This is a genomic window from Kribbella sp. NPDC005582 (genome assembly GCF_040605415.1).
In the GTDB taxonomy this organism is placed as follows: domain Bacteria; phylum Actinomycetota; class Actinomycetes; order Propionibacteriales; family Kribbellaceae; genus Kribbella.
The window spans coordinates 86143-106474 of sequence record NZ_JBEXCU010000009.1; the positions used below are offsets into that span (position 1 = coordinate 86143).

The 20332-nt window shown below is 68.6% G+C and carries 22 protein-coding genes; 10 read left to right on the forward strand and 12 right to left on the reverse strand.

Features of this window, described 5'->3' with window-relative positions:
- Positions 1-26: 26 nt before the first annotated feature.
- Genes ABZS29_RS36075 through ABZS29_RS36085 form a run of 3 tightly spaced genes read left to right on the forward strand, consistent with a single transcriptional unit; the run spans position 27 to position 2823 of the window.
- The gene (locus ABZS29_RS36075) at positions 27-1757 is read left to right on the forward strand and encodes a sensor histidine kinase (RefSeq protein ID WP_355469132.1); all 1731 of its coding nucleotides are present in this window, start codon (positions 27-29) and stop codon (positions 1755-1757) included.
- Positions 1748-2404 carry a response regulator transcription factor gene (locus tag ABZS29_RS36080; RefSeq protein WP_355469134.1) on the forward strand — a complete coding sequence of 219 codons (657 nt, stop codon included), beginning with the start codon at positions 1748-1750 and terminating at the stop codon, positions 2402-2404. The genes ABZS29_RS36075 and ABZS29_RS36080 overlap by 10 nt, the downstream gene beginning before the upstream one ends.
- Positions 2401-2823, forward strand: coding sequence for a VOC family protein (locus tag ABZS29_RS36085; RefSeq protein ID WP_355469135.1), 423 nt, complete (start codon positions 2401-2403; stop codon positions 2821-2823). The genes ABZS29_RS36080 and ABZS29_RS36085 overlap by 4 nt, the downstream gene beginning before the upstream one ends.
- On the opposite strand, the gene ABZS29_RS36090 is transcribed toward ABZS29_RS36085, so the two are convergent.
- Positions 2809-3657 carry a helix-turn-helix transcriptional regulator gene (locus ABZS29_RS36090; protein ID WP_355469137.1) on the reverse strand — a complete coding sequence of 283 codons (849 nt, stop codon included), beginning with the start codon at positions 3655-3657 and terminating at the stop codon, positions 2809-2811. The two genes, ABZS29_RS36085 and ABZS29_RS36090, sit on opposite strands and share 15 nt — an antisense overlap.
- A gap of 102 nt (positions 3658-3759) precedes the next feature.
- On the opposite strand from ABZS29_RS36090, the gene ABZS29_RS36095 reads away from it, so the two are divergent.
- Complete coding sequence (locus ABZS29_RS36095; RefSeq protein WP_355469138.1) at positions 3760-4671, forward strand: SDR family NAD(P)-dependent oxidoreductase; 912 nt, start codon at positions 3760-3762, stop codon at positions 4669-4671.
- Here the strand turns inward: ABZS29_RS36095 and ABZS29_RS36100 are convergent, their stop codons facing one another.
- A complete protein-coding gene (locus tag ABZS29_RS36100) occupies positions 4672-5100 on the reverse strand; it encodes a helix-turn-helix domain-containing protein (RefSeq protein WP_355469140.1) in 429 nt (142 codons plus the stop codon).
- A gap of 120 nt (positions 5101-5220) precedes the next feature.
- Here ABZS29_RS36100 and ABZS29_RS36105 point away from each other — a divergent pair, with 120 nt between their 5' ends.
- The gene (locus tag ABZS29_RS36105; RefSeq protein ID WP_355469142.1) at positions 5221-6075 is read left to right on the forward strand and encodes an MBL fold metallo-hydrolase; all 855 of its coding nucleotides are present in this window, start codon (positions 5221-5223) and stop codon (positions 6073-6075) included.
- A gap of 96 nt (positions 6076-6171) precedes the next feature.
- Here the strand turns inward: ABZS29_RS36105 and ABZS29_RS36110 are convergent, their stop codons facing one another.
- Positions 6172-6804, reverse strand: a complete 633-nt coding sequence (locus ABZS29_RS36110; protein ID WP_355469144.1) for an NAD(P)H-binding protein — start codon at positions 6802-6804, stop codon at positions 6172-6174.
- Between the two features lie 145 nt (positions 6805-6949).
- On the opposite strand from ABZS29_RS36110, the gene ABZS29_RS36115 reads away from it, so the two are divergent.
- Complete coding sequence (locus ABZS29_RS36115; protein ID WP_355469145.1) at positions 6950-7570, forward strand: TetR/AcrR family transcriptional regulator; 621 nt, start codon at positions 6950-6952, stop codon at positions 7568-7570.
- A gap of 136 nt (positions 7571-7706) precedes the next feature.
- Here the strand turns inward: ABZS29_RS36115 and ABZS29_RS36120 are convergent, their stop codons facing one another.
- From ABZS29_RS36120 to ABZS29_RS36135, 4 genes are read right to left on the reverse strand one after another with little or no spacing between them, the layout of a single operon-like run.
- Positions 7707-8381 (reverse strand): HAD family hydrolase, encoded by a 675-nt coding sequence (locus ABZS29_RS36120; RefSeq protein WP_355469147.1) that lies wholly within the window; start codon positions 8379-8381, stop codon positions 7707-7709.
- A gap of 37 nt (positions 8382-8418) precedes the next feature.
- Entirely contained in the window at positions 8419-8544 is a 126-nt protein-coding gene (locus tag ABZS29_RS36125) for a hypothetical protein (protein WP_355469149.1), read from the reverse strand.
- A gap of 18 nt (positions 8545-8562) precedes the next feature.
- On the reverse strand, positions 8563-9243 hold the full coding sequence (locus ABZS29_RS36130) for a TMEM175 family protein (protein ID WP_355469151.1): 681 nt from the start codon (positions 9241-9243) through the stop codon (positions 8563-8565).
- 43 nt (positions 9244-9286) lie between these two features.
- Entirely contained in the window at positions 9287-10489 is a 1203-nt protein-coding gene (locus ABZS29_RS36135) for an alpha/beta fold hydrolase (RefSeq protein WP_355469153.1), read from the reverse strand.
- Between the two features lie 107 nt (positions 10490-10596).
- Here ABZS29_RS36135 and ABZS29_RS36140 point away from each other — a divergent pair, with 107 nt between their 5' ends.
- Positions 10597-11211, forward strand: coding sequence for a TetR-like C-terminal domain-containing protein (locus ABZS29_RS36140; RefSeq protein WP_355469155.1), 615 nt, complete (start codon positions 10597-10599; stop codon positions 11209-11211).
- A gap of 32 nt (positions 11212-11243) precedes the next feature.
- Here ABZS29_RS36140 and ABZS29_RS36145 read toward each other — a convergent pair whose 3' ends face one another.
- Complete coding sequence (locus ABZS29_RS36145; protein WP_355469157.1) at positions 11244-12212, reverse strand: S41 family peptidase; 969 nt, start codon at positions 12210-12212, stop codon at positions 11244-11246.
- Positions 12213-12275: 63 nt separating this feature from the next.
- Here ABZS29_RS36145 and ABZS29_RS36150 point away from each other — a divergent pair, with 63 nt between their 5' ends.
- Complete coding sequence (locus ABZS29_RS36150; protein WP_355469158.1) at positions 12276-12764, forward strand: winged helix-turn-helix domain-containing protein; 489 nt, start codon at positions 12276-12278, stop codon at positions 12762-12764.
- A 6-nt stretch (positions 12765-12770) separates the two neighbouring features.
- Here ABZS29_RS36150 and ABZS29_RS36155 read toward each other — a convergent pair whose 3' ends face one another.
- Complete coding sequence (locus tag ABZS29_RS36155) at positions 12771-13712, reverse strand: LLM class F420-dependent oxidoreductase (protein WP_355469160.1); 942 nt, start codon at positions 13710-13712, stop codon at positions 12771-12773.
- 75 nt (positions 13713-13787) lie between these two features.
- On the opposite strand from ABZS29_RS36155, the gene ABZS29_RS36160 reads away from it, so the two are divergent.
- Together ABZS29_RS36160 and ABZS29_RS36165 are read left to right on the forward strand one after the other, a co-directional pair.
- Positions 13788-14744, forward strand: coding sequence for an RNA polymerase subunit sigma-70 (locus ABZS29_RS36160; RefSeq protein ID WP_355469162.1), 957 nt, complete (start codon positions 13788-13790; stop codon positions 14742-14744).
- A 42-nt stretch (positions 14745-14786) separates the two neighbouring features.
- Positions 14787-15995 (forward strand): GNAT family N-acetyltransferase, encoded by a 1209-nt coding sequence (locus tag ABZS29_RS36165; protein ID WP_355469164.1) that lies wholly within the window; start codon positions 14787-14789, stop codon positions 15993-15995.
- A gap of 10 nt (positions 15996-16005) precedes the next feature.
- Here ABZS29_RS36165 and ABZS29_RS36170 read toward each other — a convergent pair whose 3' ends face one another.
- Genes ABZS29_RS36170 through ABZS29_RS36180 form a run of 3 tightly spaced genes read right to left on the reverse strand, consistent with a single transcriptional unit; the run spans position 16006 to position 20164 of the window.
- Positions 16006-17067, reverse strand: a complete 1062-nt coding sequence (locus ABZS29_RS36170) for a glucose 1-dehydrogenase (protein ID WP_355469166.1) — start codon at positions 17065-17067, stop codon at positions 16006-16008.
- Positions 17067-18854 (reverse strand): glycoside hydrolase family 15 protein, encoded by a 1788-nt coding sequence (locus tag ABZS29_RS36175; RefSeq protein WP_355469168.1) that lies wholly within the window; start codon positions 18852-18854, stop codon positions 17067-17069. Before ABZS29_RS36175 ends, ABZS29_RS36170 begins: the two co-directional genes overlap by 1 nt.
- Positions 18854-20164 (reverse strand): NAD(P)/FAD-dependent oxidoreductase, encoded by a 1311-nt coding sequence (locus ABZS29_RS36180; RefSeq protein WP_355469170.1) that lies wholly within the window; start codon positions 20162-20164, stop codon positions 18854-18856. Before ABZS29_RS36180 ends, ABZS29_RS36175 begins: the two co-directional genes overlap by 1 nt.
- Between the last annotated feature and the right edge of the window lie 168 nt (positions 20165-20332).

The window sequence follows — 20332 nt, forward strand, 5'->3', positions numbered from 1 at the left end:
TGTGGCGCCGACCCCCGATTGCAGGCATGCTCAGGACCGTGCTGCGTACTGCGCTGTGGGGATCACTGGCCTTCGTGGCCGGTCTGGGGGTGATCGCCCTCGTCGGTCAGAGCCGTCAGGAGGCCGGTGCCGAGGCTGCGATGTCCGCTGTCCTCGGAGTGACCGTCGGCTGGGCCTATATCGGCAGCGGCCTGGTGTCGTGGCACCGCACGAGCCGCCGGATCGGCGCCGTGCTGGTGTTCATCGGCTTCGCATGGTTCGCGACGTACCTTGCCTATAGCAACAACAGTGGCTGGTTCACTCTCGGTACGGCGCTCGAGGACGGCTACCTGATCGGCGTGATCTATCTGATCCTCGTCTTCCCGCGCGGTGCGCTGAGCGGATGGCTCGACCGGGCGCTCGTCCTCGCCGCGCTGGTGCTGGGCGCGGTGGTCGAAGTCGGGTGGCTGGTCTTCGCCGACTCCGGCAGTTCCGTCTGCGGCGGATGTCCCCGGAACGCGCTGCAGATCGTCCGCGACGATGCGCTGGCCGAAGGCATTCTGCAGTTCCAACGCAGCGCGGCTCTCGTCATCAGTGTCTTCACGGCGGTGCTGTTCGTCCGGCGGATTCGTCGCGCGACCCTGCCGGTCAGACGGGCCGTGGCGCCCGTGCTGTGGACGGGTGGCGCATTCTGCGCGGCCCTGGCGTTGACGATCGTCAACGACGTGGCCGGCGAGCCGCTGGGGCCGGCTCCGAACTTCATGCGTGGGCTGGTGTTCGCCGCCGTACCGATCGCGATTCTGGCCTCGCTGGTGCAGCGACAGCTCGCGCGCGGAGCCGTCGCGCAACTCGTGGTCGAGCTCGACGGGCCGTCGGCCGACCTGCGCGAGTCGCTCAGTCGCGCGCTCGGCGATCCGGATCTCCAGGTCGCCTACTGGCTTCCAGACACCTCGACGTACGTCGACGCGGCCGGCCAACCGTTTGCCCCCGACAACGATCGGGCGACCACGATGGTCCAGCGCGACGGGCAGCCGGTCGCCCTGCTCGTCCACGACGCCGCGCTGCAGGACGAGCCCGAGCTGGTGAATTCCGTCTGCGCCGCGGCGGCCATGGCGCTGGAGAACGAGCGGCTGCGTGCCGACCTCGAAGCACGCCTCGCCGAGCTCCGCGCGTCGCGGGAGCGCCTCGTCCGTGCAACCGAAGCCGAGCGGCACCGGATCGAACGCGACCTGCACGACGGCGCTCAGCAGCGACTGGTCTCCATCGCGCTGTCGATCGCGCTGGCCGAGGCAACGCTCGAGAACTCCTCGACGACTGCTGCTTCGGCACTGGCGGCTGCGCGCGATGACCTGACGGTCGCGATGGGTGAGCTACGCACGCTCAGCCAGGGCATCCGGCCCGCCGTACTGATGGAGCGCGGGCTCGGTGCGGCGCTCGACGACCTGGTACGGCGTTCCGTCGTACCAGCGACTGCCGACACGCGACTGACCGACGAGGTACCGGCCGAGATCGAAGCCGCGGCGTACTTCGTGGTCGGCGAGGCGCTGACGAACGCGGCCAAACACGCTCGGGCCGGCAAAGCGACCGTCACTGCCGAGACGCGCGACGGCCGGCTGCTCCTGCGCATCACCGATGATGGCGTGGGTGGTGCCTCGGCACGGGACGGCGGCGGCCTGCGCGGGCTGGCCGACCGGGTCGAAGGATTCGGAGGAACGTTGACGATTCACAGTCCGGCCGGTGCCGGGACGACACTCACCGTGGAGCTGCCATGCGCGTAGTGATCGCCGACGACGCGGTCATCCTGCGGGAGGGCGTCGCGCGCCTCCTGACGGAGGCCGGCTTCGAGATCGCCGGCCTGGCCGCCGACGCCGACGAACTGCTCGAACTGGTCGCGACCGCGCAGCCCGAGGTCGCGATCATCGACATCCGGATGCCGCCGACCTTCACCGACGAGGGTCTGCGCGCGGCGCGCACGATCCGCGAGCGGTGGCCGCGAGTCGGCATCCTGATCCTGTCCCAGCACGTCCAGGCGTCGTACGCCGTCGAGCTGCTCGCGGCTGGGACCGAAGGGATCGGCTACCTGCTCAAGGACCGGGTCGGCAAACTCGACGAACTCGCCGCGAGCATCCGGACCGTCGCCACCGGCGGCTCCGTCCTGGATCCGTCCGTCGTCACCCAACTGGTCGCCGACCGCCGGCGCGCCGACGACCCGGTGGACCGCCTCACCGCGCGGGAGCTCGACGTCTTGTCGCTGATGGCCCAAGGCCTGACCAACAAGGCGATCGCGGACCGTCTGTTCATCAGCGAACACACCGTCGAGAAACACGTCGGCAGCATCCTGTCGACGCTGCAGATCTCGGCCACTGCCGACGACCACCGCCGAGTGCTTGCCGTGATCACCTATCTGGACGGAGGACGCACATGAGCCTGCGGATCGGCGCCGTCGTCGTCGACTGCCACTACCCCGAACCGGTAGCCCGCTTCTGGGCCGCCGCTCTCGACTGGGTGATCAGCCACGCCGAGGACCCCGAATGGGTGGTCGAGCCCGCGGCCGGGACTCGCGAGGACTGCGTCGTACCGGACCTGCTGTTCATTAAGGTGCCGGACGGCCGAGCAGGCAAGAACCGGCTGCACTTCGACCTGCGCCCCGAGGACCAAGCGCTGGAGATCAAGCGCCTGGAAGCCCTGGGAGCGACGAGGGTGGACATCGGCCAAGGCGATCAGCCGTGGGTAGTGATGGCGGACCCCGAGGGAAACGTCTTCTGCGTCCAGGACGCGCACTCCCCCGAGGTCCGCGCGGCCTGGCTGGAACGCTACGAGTCCTACCAGCTACACGACGCCTAGCGACTGGGTGCCGAGGGTGATGGCGAGGTCGAGGCGGCTGGCGTCTTCGGTGCCGGGTTCGGCGGTGTAGACGGCGATGCGGAGGTCGTCGAGCGTGACGAGCAGCGTGTCGCAGTCCAGGGTGATCAGGCCGACCGTCGGGTGGTCGATGGTCTTGTGTCGGGAGGGCTCGGTCAGGGGCAGCGGCGCCTCGGCCTCCCAGAGCTCTGCGAACCGCTCGCTGCCAGAGGTCAGATCGGTGATCAGGCGCCGCAAGGCGCGGTCGGCCGGATAGCGCGAAGCGGTCAGGCGCAGGTCGGCGACGAGGCGGGCCTCGTGCTCGGCCTGCTCCTTCGGGGTGTGCACCACCCGAGACGGCAGGCCGGTGACATTGCGCCAGACGGCGTTGCGCTCCAGGCCGCGCCAGGTCGTCGTCGGTCCCATGAGCGCGTCGTACGGCGCGTTGGCCATCACGAGTGTCCAGCTGGCGTCGTACACGACGACTGGGGTGTGCGAGAGCCTGTCGAGCAGCCGTTGCACGCTCGGGGTAACGCGGGACGGCACGATCTCCGGGCCGGGAGCGGCGTGCCCGGCCAAGCGGTAGAGCAGGTCGCGCTCGGCATCGGCGAGGCGCAGTGCCCGGGCGAGCGACTCCACGACCTGCGCCGACGGCGCGGTCGCGCGTCCCTGCTCAAGACGGGTCAGGTAGTCGGCCGAGATACCTGCCAGCCCTGCCAGCTCCTCCCGGCGCAGCCCGCTCGCCCGACGTCGGCGGCCCACCGGTACGCCGACCACGTCGGGCGCCACCCGGTCGCGAAACCGCCGTACCGTCCGGCCGAACTCCCACGTTTCCACGACTCCAGTGTGCGCGAGGCGCCGCGGAGTTGTCCTGGCCCTGGCAGTCCTACGACAACCGGACGGCTGGTTGCGGCCTGCCGGCGCTCGCATGCTGCAGGTATGACCGAACCTGGAACTGTTCTGATCACCGGCCCGACCCGCAACCTGGGCCGCCACGCGACGCTCGCTCTGGCGGGTCGCCCGGACGGGCAGCGCCCCGACCTGCTGCTGGTCGGCCGCAAGCTGACCGCCGTCGGTGACGAGGCTCGTGCCCTCGGGGCGACCGTCCACGAGATCGAGTGCGATCTGGCGAGCCTGGCCGACGTGCGCGCCGCCGCGACCGCCGTACGAGAATTGCTTGCCGCAGGCACCATTCGACCGCTCCGTGCACTGGTCGCCAACGCCGGCCTCATCTCGTCCGACCCCCGGCTGTCCTCGGCGGACGGCTACGAACTGACGTTCGCCGTGAATTATCTGGCCCACGCGCAGCTCATCGGCGACCTGCTCGGCGCGTTCGCCGCCCCGGCGCGGATCGTGCCGATCGGCTCGAACACCTATCACGCCAACATCTGGCGCAAGCTGCTCGGCGTGGCCGGCGCCCAGTGGGCCGATGCCCTCGAGCTCGCTCACCCGTCCACCGCCTCCCCGAGCATGACGGCGTACTCCAACGCCAAACTGGCGATCCTGTACTACGCCCACGACCTGCAGCGCCGAGCCGGCCCCGGCATCAATGTGTCGGTCTTCGAGCCCGGCTGGATGCCCGGTACGGCGCTCGGCCGCGGTGCCCCGGCAGCGTTCCAGGCGATCGGCCGGGCCCTGGGCCGCGTTCCAGGCGTGTCGACGCCGGAGCGCTCCGGGCCGCTGCTGGCGGCGATGGCCGTCGACGACAAGTGGGCGAACCTTCGCGACGGCGCATTCGTGGTGAAGACCAAGCTGACCGAGGTGCAGCCGATCGCTCAGGACGTCGACCGCGAGCGCCGCCTGTGGGACGCGACCGCCGAACTGCTGGATCGCGCCGCCGCTTCCCGTTAGTCAGCCCGGGGCGTCCGAAGCCGCGCGAGCGTCTTCGATGTCGTTGATGTACTGCTCGGCCCAGGCCCGGACGGCTGCGACCGGCGCCTGCAGCGTCCGCCCCAGCTCGGTCAGTTGGTAGGTGACGGTTCGGTCCGCGGCATCCGCTTCGCGCGCGACCAGGCCGTCCCGTTCGAGACTGCGCAGGGTCTGCACGAGCATCTTCTCGCTGATCCCGTCGACCTGGTCCCGGAGTTGCCCGAATCGTCGCGGCCCGGCCTCCAACGCGCCGATCAGCAGGACGCTCCACTTGTCCGCCAGCCGGTCCAGCGCCTGCCGCGACGGACACGCCGCGCTGTAGACGTTGGCCAGGTGACCGTCGGCCAGCCGGGCCCGGGCCGGCCGCCGGGTCCCAGCACGGGGCCGGGGTCTGATCGGGGAACGCGCCATGCGATCACGCTAACCAATGGAGAGCCTCATGGGCAACGAGCGCACTTGCAAGTGCGTACTTGCGACTCGCGAGCGGCTAACCAACGGTTAGTGGTGTCAGCTCTCAAAGGAAGGCTCCCCATGCTCACCGTGGCAGCACGAACCCAACTCACCCTCGGATCGACCACGATCACCTACCTCCCGGACGGCGAGGTTCATCTGGACCCCACCGCGTTCTTCCCCGCGTCGGCGCCGGACGGGTGGGCGGCGTACACGCCCTATCTCGACGACGACGGCCGGCTGCCGATCAGCGTGGGCTCCTTCTTGATTCGCACGCCCGAGCACCGGGTCCTGGTCGATCTGGGACTGGGACCCGTGGACTTCGAGATTCCCGGCATGGGCACCTTCACCGGCGGCCGGCTGCTGGAGAGCCTCGCCGAAGAACACCTCCGGCCGACCGATATCGACACGGTGGTCTTCACCCACCTTCACCACGATCACGTCGGGTGGACTACCGACGGATCCTCGACAGGCTTGACGTTCGAGCACGCACGTCATCTCGTCGACCGAGCCGAATGGGACTACTGGAACGGTACTGCCGAGCTCACCGGGCCGGACCCGGAGTCGGTCCAGAAGCCGCTGAGTTCGGTCATCCAGTTCTTCGCGGCCGCCCAGTACGTCGTACCGGGAGTTCGGGCGATCGCCACCGCCGGACACACACCGGGGCACACGAGTCTGCTCGTCACGGATCCGGGCACTGAGCAACGACTGCTGATTCTCGGCGACGTCATGCACACGCAGGCGCAGATCAGCGAGACCCACTGGAACTTCCGCTTCGACGTCGACGCCGAAGCCGGAACCAAGGCCCGGATCGCAGTGCTGGAGAACTACCACGACGAACGTACGACGATTGCCGGCGGCCACTTCGCGGGAACCGTCTTCGGCCGTTTCCTCCCAGCCAGGCTTCAGCACCGCTGGGCCGCCGGATCAATCTGACGGAAGGGGGTGGGTCAGAACGAGTACGGGCCGAACCGGCAGACGGCGACGCTCATGGGACTCCTTCGTGGGCGACGCTGAGTGGGTCGGCTGGGGCTACTTGTCGGTGAGGAACGGCATGCGGCCAACCTGGTCGGTCGCAGTGGCCTGGGCGAGGTAGTAGGCCGCGGCGTTCGCGCGAGACAGCTTCAGGCCGCCCTTCTGACCGATGCTGCGGGCATTGAACGACGCAGTGGCCGGGCCGTCGTGGAGCAGCGGCAACCGGATGACGGTCCACTTCAGGCCTGAGGCGCGGATGACGCCGCCGATCTCGACGAGGGCGTCGTACGCCGGACGTGCGGTCAGGCGGATGGCGGCGACCAGGGCCGAGACCCGCAGGTCGCGGCCGTCGGCGGGGTCCTTCATGCTGGGGGTGCCCATCGCGACCAGCCGCTCCACCCCGTGGGCGTGCATCGCGGCGATGATCTGGCGGTAGCCCTCGACCAGCGTCTCGGAGTCGGACTTGTCACGGGTCGGACCGAGGACGCTGAGCACCGCGTCGGCTCCCTTGACCGCGGCCGCGATCGCGTCCTCGTCCTTGAGCGTTCCTTCGACCGCGGTCAGGTTCGGGTGCGTCGGCAGTTTGCTCGGAGTCCGGGCGTAGGCGACCACGTCGTGGCCGGCCTCGACCGCGTGGTTGATGAGCAGCCGGCCGGTCGGGCCGGTGCCGCCGAAGATCGTCAAGCGCATCGTCAGTGTCGTCTCTCGTGTGGGTCTCGTCAGGCGCCGGTCGGCGGCCAAGCGGCCAGGGACTCCCAAGTGGATACCCCTGTCCGGTTCTTCTCCATTGTAGCAGCGAACTGAATAGGGCTGTCCAGTTGCGTACACTGGCGCCATGGATGCCGTGACGGAGAACGCAACGCAGACGGCAGCGGACAAGGATCGGTCGGACCCGCTGCGCGTCGACGCTGCACGCAACCGGGCACGAGTCGCGGCCGCGGCGCGTGAAGCGTTCGCAGAACTCGGCGCGGACGCCCCCATGGTCGAGATCGCCCGGCGAGCCGGGGTCGGCGCGGCCACGCTGTACCGCCGTTTCCCCACCCGCGAGGACCTGCTCGAACTGGTCTTCGAGGACCGGATCGAAGAGTGCGCGGCCACGATCGACAGATTCCTGGCGCAGGCCGCCACTGATCCATGGGGTGCGTTCTCCGGCTACCTTCGCCAGCTGTTCGACCTCCAGCGCGCCGATCGCGCATTCACCGCGGCGTTGCTGCACTCGTACCCCGAGACCGGGCGAATGGAGCAGGAACGTCAGCGGGCGATGGCCGGGTTCAGCCAGCTCGTGGCACGGGCCAAGTCCGCAGGGGTTGTGCGCGACGACTTCGCAGCTGAAGACGTCGAGCTGCTACTCAAGGCCCACGAGGGCGTCCTCACCCAGCCCGGACCGGACACGGAGGCCTCTTCGCGTATCACCGACCTACTGCTCGACGCATGCCAGCCTCGGCCGGCCCGCTGACCCCAAGCGGGCCTCAGATTGTGGGTAGGTCGACGACGTATTTCCCGGTCCCGCGGCGGCGATTTCGCCGTCCTGAGCTACAACCTGAAGACCTTCGTTCTCCCTGGTGTTGCCCTAGGCAAGCGCTTGCGAAGGCTCAGGAGTTGCGGGCGAGGGGTGTCTGGTCCAGCGCCTCCGCGAGGTCGCCGGGAGTGTCGTAGATGGCGATCGCGCCTGCCTTCTGAAGCTCGTCGTCGCCGAAACCGCCGGAGCGGACCGCGATCGCCGGCATCCCGGCCTTCGACGCCGCCTCGATGTCCCAGACCGAGTCGCCGATCATCACGCTCGGCGCATCCGTGGGTGCGCCCAGCTTCTTCAATGCCAGCTGCAACAAGTCAGGCGCCGGCTTGGAGGCTTCGACATCGGCGCTGGTGGTCCAGTCGTCGACGATGTCGCGGGCGTTCAGCTTGTCGAGGAAGACGTCGACGTGGCGCTCCTGAGCCGAGCTGGCCAGGACCAGCCGGTGACCGCGTTCCTTGATGGCGACGAGCAGCTCCCGGGCGCCGGGCAACGGCGCCATTTCGTCCAGCAGGGCATCGACCTCCCGGCCCTGCTGCTCGCGCGCCTGATCACCCACCCGGCGTTCCAGGTCCTCGCCTCCGAGGGTGGTGACCAGTTGGTCCCCGCCCATCCCGATCAGCCGATGCAGCCGCCACACCGGGTAGATCTCGTCGACCGAGCGCAGGGCCCGGTACCACGCGATGGCGTGATGGTAGTTGGAGTCGATGAGTGTCCCATCGATGTCCAGAACCGCAATCGTCGAGTTGGCCACGTTGAACCGGGTACCCGCCGTACCGACCCGTGAATCGTCAGGTAGTGGGGGTCAGGGCGATCAGGACGGTGTAGACGCCGCTGCTCGCGGTGCCCTGCAGGTAGGTGCCGCCGTACTGGGTGACTGCAACCGGCGACTTGAGCTCATTGTTGTACAGCGACATGTCGGAGCCGTAAGCCCCTCACGTTGGCGAGCTCGCCTTGGGGAGCAGCCGGTCGGCGAGCTTGCTGCTTCCGGTGGCGACAACCGGGGACAGCAGCCAGACGACTGGGACCTTACTGAACCACCAGGTCAGGACAGCGGTGAGCGCCCAGAACAGGCCGAAAGCCGCGAGCATGATCGCCTTGATTCGCAACGGCCGGTCGTCCGAGCCTGGCTTCAGTACGCCGCTGTGCACCACGACGGACAGCAGCGCGGCCTGACACAGCAGGAGCAGCGCCTCGGTGCCGGCGAAAAGGCAGATGGACAAGGGGTTGTCGACGAGCTCACCGGCCAGTGACTCTCCGACCAGCGCTGTCGGGTACGGCAGCAGTACGACGAGGATCAGCAGCGGGATATGGAGAAACATGATCGCGGGAGTGACCCGGTCGAGCTGATCGAAGACGGCGTGATGCTGGCGCCAGGCGGCCCACAGCATCAGGAAGGCGACGACGAAGGCCAGGAACGACCCGGCGTTGTCGCCCAGGAACCGCCACAGCTCCGAGGCCATCGCCATCCGGTCGGCGCCATCGGTGTTCCGAGCCGGCTTGGGGAGCTCGATCACCAGCAGCGTCATCGCGATGGCGAAGACGGCGTCGGTGAACATTCCCACGCGATGGGAGGTCAGTCCGGGGGCGACCGCGGATGTGGCGATGGTGGTCACGGGATCTCCTGGTGGGCGGCGATGGCGGAGTGCTGCGGGGCTGTCACGGATGGGTCGGCAGGGTCTCGTCGAGCCAGTCGAAGGTGTGCTGGTGCAGCGTGGAGCGGGCGCCGTACGCGCAGTGTTCGCCCGCACCGTCGGCTTCGTGAAGAGTGATGAGCGTGGCCGGGCAGCGCAGGGCCTGGTGAACTCGCGCGGGTTCGCCTTGGAACATGTCCTGGTCGGGATCGAAGACCAGAGTCGGGGTGGTGATCCGGTCGGCGATGCCTTCCAGCGTGAAGGGCTTGGTATGGCGGATGTAGTCGCAGACCGAGGCCGCGCCGAAGGTCCACATGCCGTTGCGCAGAGCCCAGCGGATGCTGGTGTTGTGGGCCATCATCATTCTGGCGACGGGTTCGGCCAGCTCGTCGCGGCCGTCCAGGATCCACTGTGACAGGAATTCCGGGACGGCCCGGAGGTGGAAGCCGTGGTAGTCGTACAAGCCGCCATCCAGGATCAGACCGGCGATCCGGTGCTCGTAGGCCGCGGCCCGGGCTACCAGGAAACCGCCCAGACTGTAGCCGTACAAGGCGATCCGGTCCGCATCGATCTCGGGGCGGGTCAGGGCGTAGTCGATGACCGGGGTGACCACGTTCTCCCAGTCGTGCCGGAAGAACAGCCGCTGCAGACGTAGGGCAGCGCCCTGACCGGGACCGTCGTACGCCAGGCAGTTGTAACCCCTTCGAAGCGCCGCGGCGGCGATGGCCACGTAGGCCTCGTCCAGGGTCGAGTCGAAGCCGCTGGTGAAGACAACGGTCGGGCGCGGGCGTCCCGAATCGTCGACCAGGAACAGATAGCCGGGAAGTGTCGTGTCCTCGTAGGGGATGGCGACCGCCTCGACCGGGGTGTCCAGCAGGCCGGCGGCGGTGGCGAAAGTTGAGCGGGACAGCTCGGACAGTTCTTTGGCCTCCGGGTCGTTGAACGGGTCGTCGCGCAGATAGAACTCGGCGTTGCGGTAGTAGTTGGAGGCCCGCAGCAACGCTTCCCGAGCGCTGACCCGATGACCCGCCTCGAGTGCCGCGTCGCCCAGGGCGTGCACCCGGGCGGCGGTGGCCGCCCATTCGCGGCGCCAGGCGAGCTCGTCGCCGTCGCCGATGGCCCGCGCGGTGACCAGCACCTCGCCCAGATCAGCGCCACCGTAAGCGGCGAAGCACGCGGTCCGCAGCGTCTCCATGGACATCGACTCGTCCTCGAACAGAAACTTCATCTCGACCTCTTCCCTTAACCGAGACGGAACGCTTCCGTATCGACTAGGCGACAGTAACCCGGTCGCTGTCGAGACGCAACCGTTCCGTCTCGTGTTAGGGTCGCGGTATGAGTAGCTCACCCGTACGACGGGCCCCCGGTGGGCCGGTGCTCCAGGACGCAGTCACCGCGGCGATCGCCACCGCCATGTTCGAAGAGCTCGCCGCTGTCGGCTACGGGAAGCTGAGCATCGAGGCCGTCGCCAAGCGAGCCGGTGCGGGCAAGGCCGCCGTGTACCGGCGGTGGCCTTCCAAGCAGGCCATGGTCCTCGACCTGGTCACCCAGGTCGCCGTCAGCTCGGCCGATACTCCGGATACCGGCACGCTCCGCGGCGATGTGCTCGCCTACCTCTCCGGTACCGCCGCGGCTCTCAACCATCCCCTGGCGTCCAGGATCGTCCCGGACCTCCTGGCCGAGGGATCTCGCAATCCCGAGATGGCCGCGACTCTGCTGACACAGGTGGGCGGCACCCGCAGGCAGAAGGTCGCCGCGATCCTGCGCCGGGCGATCGAACGCGGCGAGTTGCCCGCCGACACCGACATCGAGCTCGGCCTCGACTTCCTGGCCGGCCCCCTCTATTGGCGCATCGGCGTCCTGCACGACCCGATGGATCCGGTGCGCATCGAACGCCTCACCGACAAGATCATCTGCGCCATCGCCGCCGCGCCAGGCTCCGGCGACTGACACCGAAGGAGAACCTTCGAAGCTTTTCGTCTTTACAGGCCGGCGATTGACGCTCGGGCCTCGTCCAGTACGGCGAGCCGTTCCGGGGCGGCGGGGAGGCCGAGGATGTGGTCGACGGCCTCGCGGTAGGCGACGTCGTACGCGTCGGCCGCCGGGACCTCGAGGTCGGGGATGACGCCGACGCCCTCCCAGTTGGTGCCGGAGATCGGATTGATCGCGCGCATGACCGGGATGGTCGCCTCGAGGTGCGGGTGCAGCTTGATGCCGTCGCGGGGGTGGGCGCCGCCGCCCGTGCGTTCGCCGACGATCTTGGCGCGGCCGAGTTGCTGGAGGTCGTAGGCGAGTTCCTCGCCACCGGAGAACGTCGTGCCGCTGGTGAGCACCCAGACCGGCTTGGCGCCGCCGTACCGGGGGCCGGTGAGGTGCGGGAAGGTCCAGAACTGACGGACCTCACCGGTGGCCGGCCTGACGAGGTCGTTCAGGTGCACTGGCTCGCCGTCGAAGAGGTGGCTGCAGACGAGCGCGACCTGGTCGGGTGAGCCGCCGAGGCAGCCACGCAGGTCCAGAAGGAGGGCGTCGGTTCCGGCGAGCAGCGTCATGGCGGCGGTGACTGCGGCGCCGGCGTGGTGGGGGTCGAAGAGCAGCGGGCGAATCTCGAGCAGGCCGATGTTGCCGGGCAGGCGTTCGACGCGAGCGACACCGCCGGCGTCGAGCCGGGCGCGGTCGACCCAGTACTTCTCCTCGGCGGCCGGATCGGTCTCGTCGGGAACCTCGGTGCGATGGAACTTGAGCCGCAAATGCTTGTCCTGGTTGCCCTCCTGCAGATCCACGGTCACTTGAGCGGCCAGGCGCTCGGGGTCCGTCAGGTCGTCGTACCGGCCTTCGGCGGCGGCGGTCCGCAGCCGGTCGGCGACCTCGCGGCCGACCTCGGGGAAGACGTACTGCTCGGCCACCAGGGCGGCCAGGCGCTCCAGCACAGATGTGATCTCGTCGCTGTTCATGGCGGTGAGTCAAGCACGAGGTTTGACAAAGCGTCAAGAAATCTCGACTCTTGATTTGTGGCGATGAACGAGGAGTTCGAGGTATCGACGGCGGCCCAGTTCAAGGCGTTGGGGCACCCGTTGCGCCACCGGCTGCTGTTCGCGCTCGGGCAGGAGGCGGCGACGATCAGCCAGCTAGCCACCTCACTGGGCACGGCGAAGGGCAATGTCGCCCATCACCTGGGTGTGCTGCGGGAGGCGGGCATGGTGGAGGTCACCGAGACCCGTCAGGTTCGCGGCGGCACCGAGCAGTACTACCGGCGTACTGCTCGCCGGTTCAGCTTCACCGGCGAAGGCGCCCACCAGGCCTATGCGACCGCGCTGCAGGCGGCGGCCGCCGATCTGGGAACGGCGACCGACCCACGGGTCAACATCCGCAACCTCCGCCTCACCGCGGCTCAGGCAGCCGAGCTGGCGACCCGGCTGGACGAGATCGTCACCGGCCTCGACGACGCCGGCCCCGGCGAGGCCCGGTACGGCGTGGTCGTGGCCGTCTATCGCCCGGAGAGCTGACGCCGGTCAGAGGCCGACGACTTTGGCGAACTGGCGAATCGCGTCCGGGTCGAGCGAGTTGTGGAAACCGACGGCGAGTTCGGTGACACCGGCTCTGGCGTAGGCGTCGATTCTGGCCCGGACGGTGTCGGCCGTGCCGTAGAGCAGGTACGAGCCGAAATCGCCTGGATAGAAGGCGCCCATGCTCGGCTGCAGTGCGGCCAGTGCGGCTTCATCACTGTCGGCGAGAAGGGCGGCGGTCGTGACGCTGACTCGGATCGAGTCGAAGTCTCGGCCGACGGCAGCGGCGTGATCGCGCAGGATCTGCAGCTTGCGCTCGACTTCCGCGGGTGACGTCATGAGGTTGCAGGCATCGGCGTACTCGGCGACGATCCGCAACGTGACCTTCTCGCCGCCGCCGGCGACCAGCAGCGGGATATGCGGTTCCTGAACGCCTTTCGGCTGCGAGTAGGCGCCCTTCAGCCGGTAGAACTCGCCGTCGAAGTCGGTCACCTCCTCGGTCCACAGCGACCGAATGATCTGCACTGCTTCGCGGAGCTCACGAAGCCGCTGACCAGCGCCGGGGAACTCGTAGCCGAAGGCGTCGTAGTCGGCCTGGTACCAGCCGGCGCCGATGCCGAACGTCAGGCGTCCGCCGGACAGTACGTCGAGCGTCGACGCCATCTTGGCCTGGAGTGCCGGGTTGCGATAACCGTTGCCGGTGACCAGCTGGCCGACCCGGATCGTGCTGGTCGCCCGGGCGACCGCGGTCAGCAGCGTCCAGGCCTCGAAGAGAAGTCCGTTCGACGGCGGAATGGTCTGCAGGTGGTCGGGGAGCCAGACCTCGCTGAATCCGGCGTCCTCCGCCGTACGGGCCAGCTCGATGATGCGCTCGGCGGCTTCGGTCGGATCGTTGATCGAGGCGAAGTCGGCGCCGAAGCCGGTGGGAAGAAACAAGGTGAACTTCATGTCGTGTACTGACACGGGTTCGCACCCAAAGGAATCGCGAGGTGGGCAGGAATTTTTGGACCCTACGATGTGACCATGCCCGACGACGACCTGCTGCTGCAGGAACTGGAGCGACTGCGGCGCGAGCTGCTGGCGCACTGCTACCGGATGATGGGCTCGCTGGACGAGGCCGAGGACATGGTCCAGGAGACCTCCTTGCGCGCTTGGAAGGGCTACCAGGATTTCGATGGCCGGGCGTCGCTGCGCGTGTGGCTCTACCGGATCGCCACCAACACCTGCCTGACCGCACTGCAGCACCGGAGCCGGCGGTTCCTCCCGTCCGGACTCGGTGCGCCGTCGGACGATCCGAACGCGCCGATCAAGGAGTTCGATGCCTCGGTCGCCATGCTGCAGCCGATTCCGGACGCGCTGCTCGATCCGGCGACGATCGTTGCCTCGCGGCAGACCTTGCGGCTCGGCGTCATCGCGAGCCTTCAGCATCTGCCTGTCTCGCAACGGGCGGTGCTGATCCTGCGCGACGTACTGTCGTTCTCCGCCGCCGACACCGCCGAGGTCCTGAACACGACCACGACCGCGGTGAAGAGCACGTTGCAGCGAGCGCGCGGCAAGATGGCCGAGGTCGCTCCGCAACTCGAAGAGGTCGTCGAACCGACCGACCCGGTGTTCACCGACCTGCTCGACCGCTACATCGCCGCCATCGAAGCGAGCGACGCCGCGGCGCTGGCCGATGTACTCCACCACGATGCCGTCCTCCAGGCTGCCGGAACCAGCACGTGGTTCGCCGGCCTGAAGACCTGCCTGCGCTACCTCATCGACCACGTCATCCTCGGCCCGGGCAGCTGGCGGATGCTCCCGACCGCCGCCAACGGACAACCCGCCGCAGCCGGCTACCGGCGGCAACCCGACGGCACCTACGCGGCGTACGGGCTGGTCGTCCTCGACATCACGTACGACGGGGTCGTCGGCGTCACGTCCTTCGGCGACCCGGCCCTGGTGGAGCGCGCGGGCCTCCCACTGCTACTCGACCGCTGAAAACTGGAGGCAACACCTGCGCTGACGTGTGACGATGCCGTCATGGGAATTGAGCTGCGCAAGGCGACCAGTGACGACCACGACGAGCTGTCGAGCCTGTTCGCCACGGCGATGATGTTCGGCAGTACGTCGTCCGACCTCGACCGCGAACTGTTCGAACCCGACCGCGCCTTGGCCGCGACGGACGGCGACCTGACCGTCGGTACGGCGAGGGCTCTGACCCGCGACCTGTCGGTCCCGGGTGCCGTCGTACCGGCGGCGCACGTGACCGGGGTCGGCGTACGCGCGACGTACCGGCGGCGAGGCATCCTGTCCAGCTTGATGACCCGGCAACTGCGCGAGGCGCCGGAGGCGCTGGCTGTGCTGTGGGCCAGCGAAGCCGCGATCTACGGCCGCTTCGGCTACAGCGCGGCCGCACGGAACGTCTCGTACGAAATCAATCTCCGCCGGCTCAAGCCACACCCCGCACCGCACGACGCCGGCCGCATCGAAGAGGTGACCGCCGAGGACGCGGCCGGCGTGCTGCCGTCGTTGCTCCGGGCTCTGCAGGAGAGCCGCCCTGGTGTCTCGGGCCGCTCGGACCTGCTCTGGCGCAAGCGTCTCGAAGACAAGCCTGAGAACCGCGGCGGCGCCACGCCACGACAAATTCTGATCCACCGCGACGCCACCGGCGCCTTCGACGGCTACGCGCTCTGGCGCGGCAAGATGAACTGGGACGCCGCGGGCGCCGCCAACGACGTCACCCTGGAAGAGCTGGTCGCTGTGAGCCCAACCGCCTACCACGCACTCTGGCACCACGTGCTGACCCTCGACCTCACCGGCAAGGTCGACTACAACCACGCCGGCCTCGACGAGCCCGTCCAGCAACTAGTCGCCAACCCGGCCGCCCTGGTCCGGAGTCTCGGCGAGTCCCTCTGGGTCCGCCTCACCGACGTGCCGCGAGCCCTGGCGCAACGCCGCTACGCCGTCGCGGTGGACGTCGTACTGGAGGTGACCGACGACCTCATCGAACACAACAACGGCCGCTTCCACCTCATCGGCAACCGTGACACCGCGACCTGCGAGCGCACTGAGGCCTCTCCCGACCTCACCCTGTCGATCAGCGAACTCTCCGCCACCTACCTCGGCGGCCGCTCCCTCGCAGAGTTCGCTGCCACCGGCCGAGTCACCGAACACTCCCCCGGCGCGCTCCTCACCACCGCCACAGCCCTGACCTGGCCGATCGCCCCCACCAGCATCGAGATCTTCTAGCTTCCACGAATCAGGACGAGCTTCCGTCGAGGGTGATGACGACCTTCACGTCCTCGTCCTGGGCGGCGAAGGCGTCGGCGAAGCGTTCCAGCGGCACGCGGCGGCTGATCAGGCGCGTGAGCCAGTTGAGGTCGGCCTTGGCGAGCGCGTCCGCGGCGGCGGCGTAGTGGGTCAGGTTGGCGTTGACCGAACCGATGACGACGTCGTTCTCCAGCACGATGGCGCGATTCAGGGAGCCCGCGTCGACGGTGAGGGGCTGGCCGGTAGACGACACGCCGGTCAAGCAGACGATTCCGTACGGCGCGGTGTTCGCCAGGCAGCCGTAGATGACCGGCCCAACGCCGGTGGCTTCGATGACGACATCGGGCCGGAGCTTGCTGGCCACGTCGTTGATGTCACCGTGGTGGTAGGTCCCTCCGAGATCGCGGACCAGCCCCGGTTTCGGGCCGTCGGTGACCCGGTCGAGCACGTGGACCTCGAGGCCGCGCTGTACGCCGAGCAGCGCCGCGAGGAGCCCGATCGGGCCCGCGCCGGTGACCAGCGCGCGCTGGGGTTCGTACCAGGCCCGGGCCCCGACCTTGTCGACCTCGTCCCAGGCTTTGGCGACGACGCTGGTCGGCTCCATCAGCATGCCGGCGTCAGCGAGCGCTGGATCGAGCTTGACGGCGTACTCGGCCTCGACGGCCCAGGTCTGGGAGGCGTAGCCGTCGAGTTCCTTGATCCCGCGTTCGGTGTAGCGGCCGTTGCGGCACATGTCGAACTGCCCGTGGGCACAGGCCCCGCAGGGCTCCGGGTCGGGGCGACGCACGACACCGACCACCAGATCGCCGGGACTGAAGTCGCTGTCCGGTGGAGCGGTGCGCACCCGGCCGAGGGATTCGTGGCCGATCACCAGCCGGTCATGGCCCGGCGGCGCCCACCCGTAGTCGCCGGCGGCGATCTCCTTGTCGGTGCCGCAGACGCCGACAGCCAGTCCGTCGACCAGCAGCTCACCGGCGCCAGCCTGCGGCTCAGCGACGTCGGACACCGCCAGAGAGCCTTGCTGCAAAGGGATCACGGTCAGGGCACGCATCAGTGCTCACCTTTCGTGGAACGCATGGACGACAAATGCCGGGCGGCGTTGACCAGGCCGACATGGCTGAACGCCTGCGGCGTGTTGCCGAGCTGCCGCCCGGTCGCCGGGTCGTACTCCTCGCTCAGCAGGCCGAGATCGTTGCGCAGGGCCACCAGCCGTTCGAACAGCTCATGGGCTTCCTGCTCGCGGCCGATGCCGTACAGGGCTTCGGCGAGCCAGAACGTGCAGGTGATGAACGCGCCTTCGGCCCCTGGAAGGCCGTCGACGTTTCCATCGGCCTGCGGCTGGTAGCGCAGCAGGAACCCGTTGTGGCACAGCTCGCGCTGCACCGCGTCGACAGTTCCGGCCACCCTCGGGTCGCGCCACGGCAGGAACCCCACCTGGGGAATCAGCAGCAGCGCGGAGTCGAGGCCCTTGGAACCGTAGAACTGCGTGAAGCTGTTGCGCTCGGCATCGAACCCACGGTCGCAGACCTCAGCATGTACGGCGTCACGGGTCGCCCGCCAGCGATCGACCGGACCATCGAGCCCGAACCGCTCCACCGCCTGGACCGCCCGGTCCAGCCCGGCCCACGCCATCACCTTCGAGTGCACGAAGTGCCGACGGTCGCCGCGGACCTCCCACAACCCGTTGTCCGGATCGGCCCAATGGCCTTCCAGGTAATCCAAAAGTGCACGCTGCAGATCCCACGCGTCCTCTTCGCTCTCCAGACCGGCAGACCTCGCCTCGTGCAGTCCGTCGAGGACCTCTCCCCAAACGTCCAGCTGGAACTGGCCGGAGGCAGCGTTTCCGACCCGAACCGGGCTCGCGCCTTCGTAGCCGGACAGCCAGTCCAGCGTGTACTCCGGAAGCCGGCGCGTGCCGTCGATGCCGTACATGATCTGCAGGTCGGCCGGATCGCCGGCGGCCGCCCGGAGCAGCCACTCGCGCCAGGCCTTGGCCTCGGCGACGAACCCGGTCCCCAACAGTGCCTGCAAAGTGAATGTTGCGTCGCGCAACCAACAGAAGCGGTAGTCCCAGTTCCGCGGACCTCCCCACTGCTCTGGCAGCGACGTCGTCGCCGCCGCGACGATCCCGCCGGTCGGTGCGTAGGTCAAGGCCTTGAGCAACACCAGAGAACGGCGTACCGGCTCCTGCCAGCTGCCCTCGTAGCGGAAGCCGCGCATCCATGACGTCCAGAACGCCTCGGTATCGGCGATGGCCCGCTCCGCGTCTGTCGGCCGCGGCGTCGGCTCGTGCGACGGGCGATAGGTCAGAACGAAAGGCACCCGCTGTCCCACTGACACCGTGAACTCGGCGTACGACGTGAAGTCCTCGCCATGCAACGACACCGGGGTATGCAGCCACACTGCGTCCGGTCCGGCGATCGCGTCGAGTTGGCCGTTCCTGTGCCGCACCCACGGAACGACCCGCCCGTAGTCGAAACGCAGCCGCAGTGCCATCCGCATCGACACCCTGCCGCTCAGGCCTTCGACGACGCGGACGACATCAGCAGCTTCTCCGCGCGGAGGCATCGTGTCGATCACCCGCACCGATCCGTCCGGCGTTTCCCACTCCGTCTCCAGTACGAGCGAATCGCCGCGGTACTGGCGTCGCGTGCACAGTCCGCCTGCAGCCGGCGCGAGCCGCCAGAACCCAGCCTCCTCGTCGCCTAGGAGCGCGGCAAAGCACGCTGGTGCGTCGAAGCGCGGCAGACAGAGCCAGTCGATGGACCCGTCCCGGCCCACCAGCGCCGCGGTGTGCAGGTCGCCGATCAGGCCGTAGTCCTCGATCCGTAGCGCCACTACTTCCCCTGGCGGTCGGGAGCGGTGCTGGTCGGGCCGTCGAGCAGAACTTGCTGACGACGGGTGCCGTTGACGGTGGTGGCGAACCAGCTGGCCAGGACCGAAGCTCGGTTGCCCCAACCGACCAAGAACGCGAGATGGACGCCGGCCCAGGCGAGTTTGCCGATCAGGCCGCTGAGCTGCAGCCCACGGATGTCGGCGACCGCGTCGCCGGGCGAGATGGTCGCCATCGTCCCGAGATCGAGATAGGTGAACGGCTCGACCGTGCCTGCACCGGCGAGGGCGCGACGGATGACCTTGGCGACGTACTTGCCTTCTTGCATCGCGGGCTCGGCGATTCCCGGAAGGTTGTTCAGGTTGGCCGCGTCGCCGATCACGAAGATCTCGGGATGCCCGGGCAGCCGGCAGTCCGGACCCACGACGATCCGGCCGCCGCGGTCGGTCTCGACGCCGAGCGACTTGGCCAGATCGCGGGTCAGCGACGACGCCTGCACGCCCGCGGTCCACAGGACGGTCCGGCCGCGGATCTTCCGCTCGGACCCGTCCGCGGTGAAGGTGACCTGCTCGGGATCGACAGCGGTCGCGAACGCGCCCAGCACGATCTCGACGCCGAGCTTCTGCAGCCGCTGCTGGGTGTGCCGCCGCAGTTTCTCCGGGAACGCGCCGAGCACGCTGTCGGCGCCATCGGCGAGTACGATCCGCACCTCGCTCAGATCGAGATCGCGGAACTGGTCGCGCAAGGTCCGCTTCGCCATCGCGGCCAACTGCCCCGCCAGCTCGACGCCGGTCGGCCCCGCACCGATCACCACGAAGGTCAGCCACTCGCGCCGCTCCTCGCGATCACCCGCGACCGCCGCCGCCTCGAACGCGTGAATGAGCCGGTTCCGCAGCTCGACCGCCTGATCGATCGTCTTCATCGGCAACGCGTCGCGCGCCCACTCCGGATGACCGAAGTAGCTCGGCTCAGACCCGGTCGCGAGCACCAGGTCGTCGTACGGGACATCTCGGCCGGTGCCGTCGGCCAATCGCACGTGGACCGTCTTGCCGATCGGATTCACCGCGGTCGCTTCACCCAGCAGAACCCGTGCGTTGCGCTGGCCGGCGAAGATCCCGCGCAGTGGCGGTGCGATGTCACCCGGCGCGAGCAACGAGGTCGACACCTGGTAGAGCAAGGGCTGGAACAGGTGATGGTTCGTCCGGTCGATGAGCAGTACGTCGACATCGGCACGACGCAGGCCCTTGACCACCTGCAATCCACCGAAGCCGCCACCCACCACGACCACCTGAGGCCGCCCATCGCCGGTCGCCATGCGTACCTCCCGCTCGGGTGATCACGTGCTCAGCCGAGTACCCCGATGCGGCCGGAAAATGCGCGGCCACCCCGCGCTGGTCGTCTCGCGTTCTCGCAGCGTTCAACCGCGGGCCGCTGGACGGAACTGTATTGGGAAATTATGTTTCCTCAGAGACCAGGAAAGAGG

Excerpts from the sequence above, each read along its gene's own strand:
- ABZS29_RS36085 (WP_355469135.1), top strand. The coding sequence starts at position 2,401 with ATGAGCCTGCGGATCGGCGCCGTCGTCGTCGACTGCCACTACCCCGAA.
- ABZS29_RS36125 (WP_355469149.1), bottom strand. The coding sequence starts at position 8,544 with ATGTCGCTGTACAACAATGAGCTCAAGTCGCCGGTTGCAGTCACCCAG.
- ABZS29_RS36145 (WP_355469157.1), bottom strand. The coding sequence starts at position 12,212 with ATGAACAGCGACGAGATCACATCTGTGCTGGAGCGCCTGGCCGCCCTG.
- ABZS29_RS36095 (WP_355469138.1), top strand. The coding sequence starts at position 3,760 with ATGACCGAACCTGGAACTGTTCTGATCACCGGCCCGACCCGCAACCTG.
- ABZS29_RS36080 (WP_355469134.1), top strand. The coding sequence starts at position 1,748 with ATGCGCGTAGTGATCGCCGACGACGCGGTCATCCTGCGGGAGGGCGTC.
- ABZS29_RS36100 (WP_355469140.1), bottom strand. The coding sequence starts at position 5,100 with ATGGCGCGTTCCCCGATCAGACCCCGGCCCCGTGCTGGGACCCGGCGG.
- ABZS29_RS36075 (WP_355469132.1), top strand. The coding sequence starts at position 27 with ATGCTCAGGACCGTGCTGCGTACTGCGCTGTGGGGATCACTGGCCTTC.
- ABZS29_RS36170 (WP_355469166.1), bottom strand. The coding sequence starts at position 17,067 with ATGCGTGCCCTGACCGTGATCCCTTTGCAGCAAGGCTCTCTGGCGGTG.
- ABZS29_RS36165 (WP_355469164.1), top strand. The coding sequence starts at position 14,787 with ATGGGAATTGAGCTGCGCAAGGCGACCAGTGACGACCACGACGAGCTG.
- ABZS29_RS36180 (WP_355469170.1), bottom strand. The coding sequence starts at position 20,164 with ATGGCGACCGGCGATGGGCGGCCTCAGGTGGTCGTGGTGGGTGGCGGC.
- ABZS29_RS36155 (WP_355469160.1), bottom strand. The coding sequence starts at position 13,712 with ATGAAGTTCACCTTGTTTCTTCCCACCGGCTTCGGCGCCGACTTCGCC.
- ABZS29_RS36135 (WP_355469153.1), bottom strand. The coding sequence starts at position 10,489 with ATGAAGTTTCTGTTCGAGGACGAGTCGATGTCCATGGAGACGCTGCGG.
- ABZS29_RS36115 (WP_355469145.1), top strand. The coding sequence starts at position 6,950 with ATGGATGCCGTGACGGAGAACGCAACGCAGACGGCAGCGGACAAGGAT.
- ABZS29_RS36140 (WP_355469155.1), top strand. The coding sequence starts at position 10,597 with ATGAGTAGCTCACCCGTACGACGGGCCCCCGGTGGGCCGGTGCTCCAG.
- ABZS29_RS36150 (WP_355469158.1), top strand. The coding sequence starts at position 12,276 with ATGAACGAGGAGTTCGAGGTATCGACGGCGGCCCAGTTCAAGGCGTTG.
- ABZS29_RS36110 (WP_355469144.1), bottom strand. The coding sequence starts at position 6,804 with ATGCGCTTGACGATCTTCGGCGGCACCGGCCCGACCGGCCGGCTGCTC.
- ABZS29_RS36160 (WP_355469162.1), top strand. The coding sequence starts at position 13,788 with ATGCCCGACGACGACCTGCTGCTGCAGGAACTGGAGCGACTGCGGCGC.
- ABZS29_RS36105 (WP_355469142.1), top strand. The coding sequence starts at position 5,221 with ATGCTCACCGTGGCAGCACGAACCCAACTCACCCTCGGATCGACCACG.